12 protein-coding genes are annotated in these 13883 nt (G+C 32.8%); 4 read left to right on the top strand and 8 right to left on the bottom strand.

Annotation, left to right across the window (positions count from 1 at the left end; all coding sequences use genetic code 11):
* Window positions 1–90: 90 nt before the first annotated feature.
* A complete protein-coding gene (locus BN1243_RS19905) occupies window positions 91–2367 on the bottom strand; it encodes a M20/M25/M40 family metallo-hydrolase (protein ID WP_062109772.1) in 2277 nt (758 codons plus the stop codon).
* Window positions 2368–3102: 735 nt separating this feature from the next.
* Here BN1243_RS19905 and BN1243_RS22240 point away from each other — a divergent pair.
* Both BN1243_RS22240 and BN1243_RS19895 read left to right on the top strand, forming a co-directional pair.
* Window positions 3103–3240: a hypothetical protein gene (locus BN1243_RS22240; RefSeq protein ID WP_154669909.1), complete on the top strand. Its 138-nt coding sequence runs from the start codon at window positions 3103–3105 to the stop codon at window positions 3238–3240.
* Window positions 3241–3251: 11 nt separating this feature from the next.
* Window positions 3252–4010 carry a tyrosine-protein phosphatase gene (locus BN1243_RS19895; RefSeq protein WP_062109768.1) on the top strand — a complete coding sequence of 253 codons (759 nt, stop codon included), beginning with the start codon at window positions 3252–3254 and terminating at the stop codon, window positions 4008–4010.
* Window positions 4011–4245: 235 nt separating this feature from the next.
* Here BN1243_RS19895 and BN1243_RS19890 read toward each other — a convergent pair whose 3' ends face one another.
* The gene (locus tag BN1243_RS19890) at window positions 4246–4638 is read right to left on the bottom strand and encodes an ATP-binding domain-containing protein (protein ID WP_062109766.1); all 393 of its coding nucleotides are present in this window, start codon (window positions 4636–4638) and stop codon (window positions 4246–4248) included.
* Window positions 4639–4717: 79 nt separating this feature from the next.
* Between BN1243_RS19890 and istA the strand changes: the two genes are divergently transcribed.
* Both istA and istB read left to right on the top strand, forming a co-directional pair.
* Window positions 4718–6280: an IS21 family transposase gene (gene istA / locus BN1243_RS19885; RefSeq protein ID WP_230200060.1), complete on the top strand. Its 1563-nt coding sequence runs from the start codon at window positions 4718–4720 to the stop codon at window positions 6278–6280.
* 1 nt (window position 6281) lies between these two features.
* Window positions 6282–7055, top strand: a complete 774-nt coding sequence (gene istB, locus BN1243_RS19880; protein ID WP_062104222.1) for an IS21-like element helper ATPase IstB — start codon at window positions 6282–6284, stop codon at window positions 7053–7055.
* A gap of 38 nt (window positions 7056–7093) precedes the next feature.
* On the opposite strand, the gene BN1243_RS19875 is transcribed toward istB, so the two are convergent.
* The 6 genes from BN1243_RS19875 to BN1243_RS19850 form a co-directional block, all read right to left on the bottom strand.
* On the bottom strand, window positions 7094–8335 hold the full coding sequence (locus BN1243_RS19875) for a UvrD-helicase domain-containing protein (RefSeq protein ID WP_230200265.1): 1242 nt from the start codon (window positions 8333–8335) through the stop codon (window positions 7094–7096).
* Window positions 8328–10091, bottom strand: a complete 1764-nt coding sequence (locus BN1243_RS19870; RefSeq protein ID WP_062109765.1) for an ATP-dependent nuclease — start codon at window positions 10089–10091, stop codon at window positions 8328–8330. The genes BN1243_RS19875 and BN1243_RS19870 overlap by 8 nt, the downstream gene beginning before the upstream one ends.
* 555 nt (window positions 10092–10646) lie before the next feature.
* Complete coding sequence (locus BN1243_RS19865) at window positions 10647–11066, bottom strand: hypothetical protein (RefSeq protein WP_062109763.1); 420 nt, start codon at window positions 11064–11066, stop codon at window positions 10647–10649.
* A 602-nt stretch (window positions 11067–11668) separates the two neighbouring features.
* A complete protein-coding gene (locus tag BN1243_RS19860; protein WP_069201809.1) occupies window positions 11669–12613 on the bottom strand; it encodes a hypothetical protein in 945 nt (314 codons plus the stop codon).
* 12 nt (window positions 12614–12625) lie between these two features.
* The gene (locus tag BN1243_RS19855) at window positions 12626–13228 is read right to left on the bottom strand and encodes a hypothetical protein (RefSeq protein WP_062109761.1); all 603 of its coding nucleotides are present in this window, start codon (window positions 13226–13228) and stop codon (window positions 12626–12628) included.
* Entirely contained in the window at window positions 13218–13718 is a 501-nt protein-coding gene (locus BN1243_RS19850; RefSeq protein WP_062109760.1) for a hypothetical protein, read from the bottom strand. Before BN1243_RS19850 ends, BN1243_RS19855 begins: the two co-directional genes overlap by 11 nt.
* Window positions 13719–13883: the final 165 nt, after the last annotated feature.

Below are 13883 nucleotides of genomic sequence, written 5' to 3'. Positions count from 1 at the left end.
TGCGTCTGTACGAATCGGCCATATAAAATACAGGCATGTAAAGTTGTTATCAACTGAACATTAAATAACTTTTTACATGCCACCCTAAAACTAATAACTAAAAGACTTCAAAACCATATTATAATCCCCATGTGTCGTCATATCGGAAGGTCTTTCCGTATAGGAATGATCTTCAGGAAGTTCAAACGTCTTACCAATTAAATAAAAATCGAGACTCTCCCCTTCTTTTATCGTAAAGGACATCGTAAAGCCTTCACTTAAGCCAAAAAGTTCAATAAAATAGGGATTTTCCTTTGAGTAATGCTCTTCATCTAATTGTAACCCTTCACCATTTATGGATAATTCATTCATTGAAATATCGCTATTCGTACCAAGTTCTATGGACATTGCATTTGGTGCTGCAATATCTAATGTAATCGTTCTCCACCCATCTTCCGTCACATCCGAAATTAATTCAGATTGTGGGAGATTGGCATCATAGTACGGTGCATCTGCTGTATACATTTCCCCGTATGTGAAAGAGGAAAGCGGGTTATCATCAAACTCTGATTCATCCGCAACAAATTGTTTCGTAAAGGAATCTGGCTTTGTCTGTATTCCCCAAATTGCCTTCTCCAAGTCCCCATCAGCCATGTAATAAACTTGATTTCCAATCGGATGTTCACTGGTTGCCTCCACCGCTATTGTTTCATAGGTTACAATACTAATACCAAGTAAGAGCAATCCAATCGCATATTTCCAGCTTCCTTTTAACCTTGCAAAAACAGGTACAAATAACATCAGACCTAAAGCAGCAACGGTCACCACTATATGGATGACGGTTATTGTTAACGCAATATATACGCTAAAAACTAAAAATGTAAATAGTACGATACCTGGAACAAGAAAAACACTATATAAGAGAACATTATTTTCAGTAGAAAACTTCTTGTCTTTCCAAAATACTAGATTCGTTCCAATCAAACTAAAAATTAGTGGCCAAACAAATATATAACTTGCTCCAGTCATTAGAAAGCTGGAAACACTAGCTAATAGAAACCATCCAATCAAAGCCCCCATCACAACTTGAAATGCCCCTATTTTCTTCTGTACGATGTAGGTGAAAAGGATTAACACTGCCGTAGTAATAAGTAAAAAACCAATTAAATAGATACTTGCAATATGTTGGTCAAATTCCAATAGCCAGCTCACATCCCCGGCAAACAATGTGACAAGCTTTAAAGCGAATAAAGAAATACCATAGGCAATGGCAAGCGATACTAAGAATAAAAGAAATCCGATTAGTGCACCTAATACAGATACAAGCTTTCTTCTGATTCCATGGATTACTGTTGCCATAAGACCAATTAATGTAACAATTAATAAAGGAATAACAAGACTATCAGAATAAGAAACGAATGTCTGAGCAACCGGATTAAAATAAACAGCATTTTTCTCTGATTGATTATCAATCTTGCTTAAGTCTATATTTCCAAAGTGTGTCGCAAGTTCATATGCGTATGTAGTATGGTGCATGAGTGTGTTTTTATCAACAAAATCTAAACTATCAATAGTAGTATGATAAGAATTAAAACTCTGTGCACTAGCGAAATTTAACCCTTGCATACCTGCACTAACAAATTCCGTTAGATCTGTTCCATTTGGCATGACATCGTATACTTCTTTTAAGAATGAATTGGAAGCTGGGCTACTTGTTGCTTTTTGGAACTCCTTAATAAGCGTGCCATTTCCACCACTCGTCTCAAACATAACGGTGGCCCCTTTAATTCCTCTTGCCTCAAAATTTAACACCACGTCCACATCTTTTGCCCATGGATGTTCATTTACAAAAGCACGTGCACCAAGAAGCCCTAATTCCTCCCCATCTGTTATTAAAAAAATAACATCATTTTTAAGGGATTTGTCCTTAAGTATTCGAGCCGTTTCCATCAATGCAGCAACACCATAGCCATCATCACTCGCACCAGGACTTACGAAAGTACTATCGTAGTGAGCAGCGAGCATGATGGTACCAGTGGAATCGGAACCATCCATCTTCGTTACGATATTTTGAACACGGGTTGCCCTTTCCAGTTCTGGTTTATGAACAATCGTGTCTTGTATTTCCACATCTAAACCCATTTCCTCTATTGTTTGGATAAGATAATTTTTTACCCTCTCATGTTCTTCTGATCCAACCGGATGAGGTTTCTGTGCAATATTTTCAAGAAATCCCCAAGTACTTTCAAAAGAAACCTCCGACGGATTTGCCTTATCCCTATCCGGTGCTTGTAAAGGCGTCAATCCAATTACGATACCAAATAAAAATATTAATATTGCCAGTAACCCATAAAAAGGTACTAATTTCCCTGACTTATTTTTACTCATACACATCCCCTTACCCCTATTTTGTCTATTTATATATATATATGAAACTTCTCCAGATTATCTTTACGTATTGAAAACAGTTTATAAGATCACTTTTAATCATTTGGGTTGTACTTTCATCGTCACCTTCCTCACCTATATACTGACATTCCAATAGAAAAACCACAATCCCCATGAACACATTTATAAGATGAAAGGGAATGTTTTTGATGCCGGAGGCTTGTTCTACTTTATCCACTTTATAGCCTTTATTCCGGTATGCCGAATGAGCTTTCATTCGATACCCTAATTTTGTTTCCAATTCTATTTTTTATATTTTTATCAATTATTATCTGCACATATTTTTAAATTCCTTGTCATGAAATAACTGAAACAGCCGTGAATTCGATTGAAGAAGTCTAAATTTACGGCTATTTGTAATGCGTACCTGGGGTTATGCTTATTTTTTATAATTCGCGCTTACATTTATTCTAAAGATAACCCACTGATTCAAAAGGGCAAGTTTAATAAAGATTTGATGCAAAAAGCAAATAATACTTCATCCTAAACTGACAACAAATAACTATATATAGTATTTATATTATTTTCAATCCACTATATATTCAAAGTTTGATAACAACAAGATATCCTGTAATGAGAAGGGAGAGTTAGCTAATTTAGTGTTATGATAGAGAGAGGTGAGACTATGCGTCGATTAAGTAAAGTAAGATGTTTAGTTAACTTACCCAAGTTGATGTGGCAAAAAAATATGCGACGTGCATTATTGCTATTCAAAAAGGGCAAATACTTTTTGATGGCGAACCAGAAGAGTTAACAGATGAGTTAATCGTACGTTTATATGAAGGAAAAGAAGACGAGCTACTAGCAAGCTAAGGAGGAAAACAATGACACAACTTTTGGAGACGTTTGAACAAATTTATAATTTTCGTGATATGGGTGGTCAAGTAACGAAAGATGGTCGTCGTGTGAAAAAAGGCTTGCTATATCGGTGTGGTGAACTAGGTCATGCAACAAATGCTGATCTTGCCCGTTTGAAAGACATGGGCATTCAAGTGATTTTTGATTATCGAGATGACCACGAAGCAAGCACAGTCAAAAGTCCAACAATTGAAGGTGTTACCAACATTCGAGTACCTGCAAATACAAATTTAGACCACAGCTCAACATCGCTGGAAGATATGCTGAAAAATCCAATGTGGACACGCGAAAATGCCCTTGGTCATTTCTATGCGGACATGTTATTTGAAAATGAACCATATAAAGCACTACTAGCGTGTATTCGTGATCAACAAGTTCCATTAGTACACCACTGTACAGCAGGAAAGGACCGTACAGGTGTCGGTGCAGCTTTAATTTACTTATTGCTTGGCGTATCAGAAGAAGCAATTATTGAAGAATATCTCTTAACAAATGATTCGACAGCTAAAAAGCCACCAATCTGGTTTACTAAAATGAAAGAACAAATGGCTGAATATAAAGACGTTTTTTGGAAAATGGCTGGTGTAGAAGCAATTTATATACAGACAGTTTTCGATCGCATTAAAGAAGTCTATCCCACGTATGAAGCATATTTCAAAGAGGAATTCGGCATCGATGAAACGGAAATTGCTCGACTAAGAGATTATTACCTTGAAGCTATTTAAGCTGCTATGAAATAGTTAAACGCCATCATATTGGTGATATTACCAATATGTTGGCGTTTTTAAATTATGATAAGAAATAAGAAATGTGCTCCTCCCATAAAAAAATATAACACTTCAAAGAAAGCAAGAGGTAGATTTTCTTGCTTCTCATCAAAATCTACAAACTATCACCATTGTTTACACAAACAAATTCTAAAATATTATGTGGATAAGTATATACTACTTTATTGCTCCTTTAATTAAAGCTAGTAATTTTACCTTTTTCTTCACTTTCTTCATATTTAACTAACTTATTAGTATCATTTATACCGTTCCTATCTGCTACATCTAAAACATGAGCATAGTATACTTCATCATCAATGAACATAATAAACTTTTCTTTAGCTCGTGTGATACATACATAGTGGTTTTGTAAATTTTCATCATTATAAATTTTGTAATAACGTGCAAAACTTATTACTTGGTCAAACTCTAATCCCTTTGAAGCAAAAACTGTCATTACTTTATGCTTTGATTCTATTAATTTGAAAGCCATATCATATTTATTATTACATATACTCTCACAGAACTTTTCAACTTCATCTTCTCCTATTGTAACTGCTAAACTAGACTCAACAGTTTTCCACAAATAAGGGTAAACAGATTTCTACAAATAAGATTAAACAGTTTACTAGTTTATTATTCCTTTCGGTATACTTATGCAGAGTATGTCGAAAGGGAGAGAACAGGAAGTGGAAAAGTGGATGGTTTACCAAGAAATACATCGTTTGAAGAATATGGGGTTCTCAAACAGTAAAATTGCAAGAAGGTTAAAAATATCTAGAAATAGAGTAATTGAATATTTAGGGATGACTCCGGAGGAATTTGCTGGGTTTATTGATTCGTTACAAACACGATCAAAGAAACTAGATCCCTACCAAGATGACATATTGGCATGGTTAAAGGAACATCCAGACTTAACAAGTGCTCAAATTTATGATTGGTTACAAGAGAAATATAATATAAAATCAGTTGCTGAAAATACGGTACGAAACTATGTAAATGACTTAAGAGACAAGTATCAAATTCCTAAAGAAACAATAGAACGAATGTATGGCACAGTTGAAGAACTTCCGATGGGAAAGCAAATGCAGGTTGATTTTGGAGAAACCTTTGTTTACACAGAGACAGGGCAGAAAAAGAAATTATATGTGGCCGGATTTATCTTATCCCACTCAAGATTCAAATATGTAGAGTGGATGGATCGGCCTCTTCGAACAACTGACTTGATTAGAATGCAGGAAAATGCATTTAGATACTTTGGAGGAATGACAGAGGAGATAGTGTATGACCAAGATCGTTTATTGGCGGTTAGCGAGAATGCAGGAGATTTAATCCTTACGGAATCCTTTACTAAATATCATCAAACTAGAAAATTTAAGATTTATCTGTGCAGAAAAAGCGATCCAGAGTCGAAAGGAAAAATTGAGCAAGTAATAAAATTTGTGAAGAATAATTTTACGAAACATCGCATTTTCAAGGACTTAGGCACATGGCAACATTCATCTTTGAAATGGTTAAAAAGAACAGGTAATTATAAAGTTCATCATAATACAAAGAAAAGACCTTTCGAAGTGCACGCCCTCGAAAAGCAGCATCTTCAAAAGGTCAATGGTGAATATATTTTCGAAAATATCTCATCTATAAATATAACAAGAACAATCCATAAAGACAATATTATTCGTTTTGATGGGAATCGGTATAGTGTTCCGTTAGGAACCTTTCAAAATGGTAAGGAGAACATCGCTTATGTCTCTGTTAAGGGAGAAATATTAAGCATTGCCCTCGAGCGAAACGGTAGTCCAATTGCATTACACACATTATCGAAAGAAAAAGGAGAAGTTATAACAGATCCCAAACATCGACAACGGTCACAATCAAAGAGAGATAAGCTGGCGGAACAAGTCACTAAACAACTAGCTGATACAGAAATATCCACTTGGCTTATCAAAACTTTACAAGAGCACTATCCAAGGCATTCTATTGAACAATTTAAAGTGGTCCTTAAAGCCGCAGAGCAATATCCGCGTCATATCAAAAATGCGGTAAAAGAAATGAAAAGGTTAGAATTAACCAGCGCAAATGATTTAAGAGATATTGCGATTTCAATGGAGATTCAGGAAAGTAGAGATTTACCAAAAAAAGAACTGATCAATGAGAAATATGAGGAGCTAATAGCTCCTGAACGAACTCAGGATATCTATCTCCACGTGCTCCAAGGAGGTAGATAAGATGACAAATTCCTATAATGAGATCCAACAGAAATGCAGAACACTTAGATTAGCAGAAACGGCAAAAGAACTACCGAATATGCTTAGGGAAGCAGAGTCAAAAGGTTGGACCTACTATGAATTTATAGATCAGGTACTCGGATATGAATTAAATTGTCGCGAAGAAAAGAATCGTGCCAAGTTAATGAAATGGGCAGAGTTTCCGCAAGAATTAACATTAGATCAATTTAACTTAGAAGAGCAATCTGCGATTGGTGAGAAGCAACTGAATGTACTCAAAGAACTGTCTTGGATTGAAGAACGTTTCACACTAATTATGATGGGACCACCTGGAGTGGGGAAAACGCATCTCTCAACTGGACTGGGCATTCATGCGGTTAACCAAGGATATCAAGTTTCCTTTATCTCAATGGATCGCCTTATTTATATACTTAAGACCAGAGAGTATATCAATAAATCTAGAACAAGGTACAAACGAATTACTTTATCGGATTTGATTATCATTGACGACATCATGTATATGGCTTATGAAACACAGGATGCGCAGCTCTTCTTTCAGTTTATTTATGATATGTATGACAAAACAGCATTCATATTAACGTCTAATAAGGGACCAGGTGAATGGGGGAAATTCTTGGGAGATACTACATTAACAACGGCGATCTTAGATCGCCTCCTCCATAGAAGCGAAGTCATTACATTTGATGAACACCAAGATAGCATCAGAATGAAATATAGACAGGCCTTATTTATAGAAACAGGTGTTGAATCTTAATTTCGGTTAACTGTTGAGTCTTAATTGGGGAAAACTGTTTAATTGTACTTGACGGTTACACCTATTGATAGTCCTAGATAATTAGCTAAGTCCGAAACTACTTCCTCAACTATGTCAGGAACTAAATTTTTATCTTTTTTTAGTTTCCCTATAATACTATTAACTTCAAATCTCGTGCGGATTCTTGCATCAATATGAGTATTTTCTAAAAAATCATAGATTGTGTAAGTTGAATTCTTCGAATATAATGCAAGTTCCTTTAATAAGTTCCCATTTGGAATACCCTCATCAATTGGCGTTTTGGGAATAAATACGAAATTAAACCCCTCAAGGTTTAATAATTCAGTTATCTTATTAGCATCATTGTTATAATTTGCAATAATTGTTACTTCTTTATCGAGGTCAAGAGTCTTTTCAAAGATAAGATCTTTGAATTTATCTACAAAACCTACAAAATCCCTTCGCTCATAAAAACTATTAAAGTTGTTAAAGTTTTTAATAACTACATTCTCTACGTTTTTATCAAAATGCATATAGTATTTTGGATTATGAAATAAATTTGCATAGTTTTCAATTTCTTTATCACAACGGAAATTGGTTACAAGTTCATAAAAACTAAAATTTTCATCATCTAATAATTTAAATATGTTACTCATAGCTCCACGCCACAAATATATTGCCTGTTTTGAATCACCAACAATAAATAGTTTAATTTTCAATTCGTTTTTTAACTTCATAAAGAAACGGTGCATGTCTCTATCAGAATCTTGGTATTCATCTATAAAAATCCAAGAATATTTTGCTTTAATATATTCCTGTGCAGCTTTTGATTTATCTAAAATATCATGAGCAACCTTAAAATTAAAATTAAGTTTGTTATCGTCAAAACTACCTAAAATATTTTTGTTTTTTAACTGCTTTAATCCAGATGAATATTTATCAAACTGATATTTATTACCATATTCAACAGAATAATCATTTCCGTAATCTTTACCAAATGCATCTTTAATAAAAGGTCTTATTATCTCACTCTCAATAAAAGAATCATTGGTCATTACAACAAAGGGTTTCTTAATATTTTTTCCTGCCTTTTTTTTAATTTCCTCGGTTGCTTTTACAGTAAATGTTATTGCTCCTATCGTTCGGTGATCCTTTATTTTTTCGAGCTCTATTCCCATTTTCTTTACCATAATTGTGGTTTTACCAGAGCCTGCACTAGCTGAAACCACTATATCACCACTGTTTTCTAGTATTTCACTTCTCTCATCTTGATCAATCAATTTCATATGGCACCAACTTTCTTAACGATTCAAATAGAGGATGCTTTATTATTTTTATACAATCCCCTTTCGTTAACTCATTAGTTAATTCAATCATATTAAGTAATTTATGATCTTGAAGATAGTCTATAGGGTTTGATCCCAAAATTTCTTCCATTCTGTCACCAATAACTTCATATAAATCATGTTCTAAATCAATTTTTGATAAATATATATTATTATCTTTAAAATGCTTTATGCTTTCTTTAAAATCTTCATATAGTTCTAGCTTTTTATCCTTAATCATTTGGTTTTTCCCTCTATTTGTCCAAACCCTTTTACCTTGCTCATTTTCATAAAAGTAATCTATTTCAACAGGGTCTATTGTTTCGTCTTCCTCAGTTTCTATGAGTTTTAAACATCTCGTGATTCCTATTAAATCAAAAGTTGTTGCATTACCCCTTTTTGCTTTTAAATCATTATCTGTTTTTACTATTGGGGTTATATTTAAACCTTTTAATACTTCTACATAAGGTTTAAACTTTATTCCATTTACATCTAATAGGTAACCTCCATCTAACTCATATGTTGGGTATACCTCTTCTAAAATTTTTTCAAACAATACTTTTTCTGAAGGACCTTCTATTAATAGTACTTTCTCAGAGAATAAAGCCGTCGACAATGCTCTATTAAGTTCCTTTTTTACATTCTTATACTCTTCATTAACATTATAAATATATGATTCACATCCTATCCAATCTTCTGAATAAATTCGAATTAGTGAAGCATTATCCATTTCATACAATAGTTCAGAAGAGTGGGTTGATAAAAAGAAATAATTATATACCTTAGAATTAAAAAGTTGTTTGGATAAAGCAATTTGCATAGACCTATGTAAACTATTTTCTGGTTCCTCAACTAAATAAATAATTATTTTATTACCTTCCTGTGCTTGAATAAGATGATTTATTAAGGAATAAGCTAATATTTTCTTTCTTCCATCTCCTGATGTAGGATAGATATTATCATCATCTTCTCTTTTGATATAAGGAATTAAATTGCCAAAATAACCATTAATGGTAATTTCTGATTTCATTTCAATAGTTATTTTTTCTTTCTTTAACTTTCTATATTCCTCTGTAATAGTATCTTGAAAAGATTGAATAACCCCCATACTACTTATTTTTTTATTCATTTCCATTCCTAAGTCTTTAATCTCATTGGATATGGTAATGTCATACTCATCCAGCTTATTTTGATCAAATAGCTTATTTCTATTTTTTGAAAAGGTTTTTTCTAAGTCTATTGTCGGATCAACGTAAACAATCTTAAATAAATTATCAAGATTGCTATAGATACCATTTTGCGGGATTTCTTCTAAATTATTTATATTACTCCCCCAATAAATTATAGGAATGCCTACTCCTTCACTATTATCATAGGTACCTTTTACTTGAAAATAGAAATTATCCAATTCATTACTCGATCTTGCCCTACCAACCTTAGCTATAATGTGCTGCGAATCTTCACTAGTTAAGCGATCTGATAGGTTTATACCTAATGTTATTTTTATAACTCTTTCTTTTTCATTTTTAAAGTAATCAGACTCCTTGAAACCATTTTTACGAATATCTCTATCTAGTAGGAATCTAATAGCAAATAGTAAATTTGTTTTACCTACATCGTTCATTCCAAATACAACATTTTGATTTGTTAAATCAATATTTATTTTGCCAAAGTTACGAAAATTTTCTACGGTTAGGCTTTTAAGCTCCATTAGTATTCCCCTTCATTTAATAGTTTTAAATTTGGAAATTTTCCCTTTTTACTATTATAACACCAATAAAATTAAAAGAAGTAATAGCCCCACTTGAATAATTGAGCTATTACTTCAATATTTTTTAAATTTTATTCAATTATCATTATATTAATGGGTTGCAGTTACTTATGATATGGTTCACCGTGGTTATTTAAGAGGCAAAAAAACAGCATTGGGATTTAACTTTCAATGCTGTTTCCTATTTAATTTATTGTCGAAACATACTACCGTTTTCGCATAGCGAGGAGTTAGATACCGGTGGTCGGGGTCGAAGATGCAGTCAAAGTATTGATTTAATAAGGTTTTATAAATTTATGCGTAAAATTTGCGTAAAATGATAATTTTTCTAGCAATAAACAGGTATGGTTTTTTTCCTGTATCTTTTGTCCTACTCACATCTTTTGCAATTAAAAAGAACCTTAGAAAGCTGGTCTAAGGTTCTTCAAGTAGCTCAAAAAGTGACAATTCATGGGATTTACATAGCCTATGTGGTTAACCAAATGGAAGGGGTAACTATGCGGATTTTTTGTTGAAGGAAAATGAATTAGTGATAAATCCCTCTACTTTTTCGAGTTCATTTTCAGTAAGGGTCTGATCTTTTGCTATTTCACGATGTATGTAGGAATGGGTTTTCTTGCAGCTTTCACAATAAGGCCATTCAGAATAGGAATAAAACTTTTGTAAAGTCCCATTTTCAGTTAAGTAAATTTCTTTACTGAAAGTCAATTCTCTTTCTGCTCCCTTTTCAATGAGATGCGTTGTAGAATGGACTGGATAACCCCTTAAATATGTTCCATCAGCTTTTTTAAAGTATTCACATTCATTCACATGCTCAAGTTCTTCATGACCCTCTTTAATGATTGAAGGAAGTTGATATAACCTCATCGCCAAATCAATAGTTTCTTCTAGTTGTCTACCATACTGTTTTTTCATTTTCTTTTCTCCTTTAAATGTGGAATTTAGAAAGTAACTTATTCTTTTCCTTACTATACCAGCTTCATTTTATGCAATTCCCTCTGATTATAAGGAACTTTGTGGATTAACATTGTTTAGGTGGGTTCTCATAATCCTATTTAATTGAGGTTGAACCTTGAAATGAAAAACATGAACGAAGGATAGATGGATGAAAAAAGAAATGTTGTTTCTCTCTGTATAGTAATATTACAACTTATCACTATCCAAATCAAAATTCTTATGTTCTACCCCCAAAAAATTTTTCGAGGTTCAAGATCTAAAATAAATTACCTATATCATCATTGAAGCTAAGAATACAAAAGGCGTTTTATAACAACTGCCTCTTAGTGTTCTATTCTGTTTTGTTCATCATTAAATAGCCCACCTTATATAAAATCCTTGTCAGACCTTTTTTAGAACATTACTATTTATGATATTATGATTCACCGTGGTGATTTAAGAGGCAAAAAATAGGCATTGGTGAAGTACCGATGCCTATTTTAATAGATAATATTTATTTGATTATGTACGTGAAAGCATTGGTCTTCACTAATACAATCAAACCAGTGCAGATAGAAATATTAATTCTCTGTGCCTTGGGATGGATATAAAAGATCAAGTTTTTCCTTCACAGAATCGACTAGACCTAATGTAAACTCCCTTTTACTATTCTTAGTCCAATTACCATTATCAACTTCTTCGTTGTAAGCATTCATTATGCTTGGAATTATATCAATAAATGTATTCAATAAAACTCTTGGGTCCTTTTCTTCATTCTGTAACATCATATATTCGCCTACATAGTTTTCAACTAATATATCTAGTTGGGAATTTATTGAGTAAAGTCTTATCTCAAAGGTTTCTGAACCACATAATATTCGAACCTCAATCTCAGTCATAACATCCATTTCAATTAAAAAAGATAGTGAGCTTAGTAGATTCATCACTTCATTACCAGAGCCAGAAAGCACTGCCTGTTTTTGACTTCCCTCTCCTCTAAAGCCTATTATTCTACTAATACTTAATGAGTTTTCCTCATCTATTATTCTATTCCCGTTCATAAATCTTGATATCAGCCAAATAAAAAAGTCCTCTGTAATATTGAACGATTGTGCTTCAATGATTTTATTTTTATCGGAATTGTTAATTACACGTAAAATTCTTAAAGCAGCCGGTCCCCTTGCCCTATCAACAAGATATTGAGTGCGTATTCCATCTGTATAAATTACAATTGCACCGGAAGTAGATTTTAATCGTTCTGCAGAAATGGGGTTAGTTTCCTGACCAGAAATAACGGTATCATAAGAATATTTAATGTAATTAAAGGTAAACTCTGTGTTCTTAATCTCTATTTTCTGATTTTCATCATATACTTTAGTAATTTCATAATTCAAGGGTTGCTGGGTAAATGGGTCAGTTTCAACAGTTTTCCATTCTTCAAACTTTAGAATGTTGGTTAAAATATCATCCATTGTCAAAAAAGATTTGTCTTCATTTATTGAATTATCAATATACTTACTAAACAATATATCACACTCCTATTCTATACTATAATGAACCGTTAACTTTTTTACATTTTTAGCATATCTAAATTTATTACCATTGACCTTTGCAAGAACCTCTCCTTTCCTTCCTGATTCTTCATAAATAGGTTTTATAGTAATATCGAAGTAATATATGCCAACCTCAATTTCACTATTGTGAACAATATCAGATAAATCAATTAAATACTTTTGGGAGTCATTTTCACTTTGCTTCAAATCTGGAGATCCTTTTGCCATAACGTCTATCCATTGAGGAAAAATAATTTCTACATTATTTTTTATTTTATTTAAATTTCCATTTAGATTTATTCTTACCTCAGTCGCTCTTGGTTTATCATCCAAACGTATTTTATCTGATTTATCTTTTCTTTCAATAATAACCACCTGTACACTTGTCCTCTTTGAAAGGGCATACAATAGAAAACTATTTAAAACCGCTGTATAAATTGCAACACTTGCAGTGACGTGCCACTTGGTATCAGAAAATTTAAATATCAGGGTACTAATTTGGAAAAGTTCCGCAAAAAAATACGATATTGCAGCGAAGAAGGCTGTAGATAACGTTTTAAAAATATCAGACTGAAGTTTATCCCGCATTTAGATAATCCTCTATTATTTCTTGAATATATTCAGAAAAGACCAATTGTTTGGCATCACCAAAAAGAACTCCATTAGAATACAATTCGCAAGTTTTATATCTTTCTTTAATTTTTTTTGCCATTGTAACTTTATCTATAAAAATAGATCCATCTTCTAAAGCCCATTCTAAATACTCACTCAACTTAATAAAGTTTAGTGGATTCTTTTTTATACCTTCAACAAGAGAGCTTACCTCTCTTTTAGTTTCCTCGTCAACGCTAGGATCATCGATAAATATGGAAAGTAACGTCCAACCATCTCTAAGCATTTGTTCTGCAATTTTTAACATGAGATAAGAATTAATAATCACCTGAGTATAACCATTCTTATATTTTTCCTGCATGATTTGACTATAGGAACTTGTTCGTCCTAAGTCATCAAGAAGGCATAGGGATACAGCGAAGCCGTTTATTTCATTCATTTTCAATACTTTTCCGTAATCAGCCATATTTATCTCCCCTAAAGTAGTTATATCTTATTATATTATCAAAAGTACATTCATAAAGATACAAAATCAAATAATAAGTATTTAAATACTCAATAGAATGTCCTCTCTGGGATATTCCCGTCACCGTAGTGATTTAAGGGGCAAAAAACAGCATTGGGATAAAAT

The organism is Bacillus niameyensis (assembly GCF_001375535.1).
GTDB classification, from domain to species: domain Bacteria; phylum Bacillota; class Bacilli; order Bacillales; family Bacillaceae_C; genus Lederbergia; species Lederbergia niameyensis.
The sequence above is the reverse complement of the archived record's forward strand: the minus strand, read 5'-3'. Positions and strand labels throughout refer to the sequence as shown.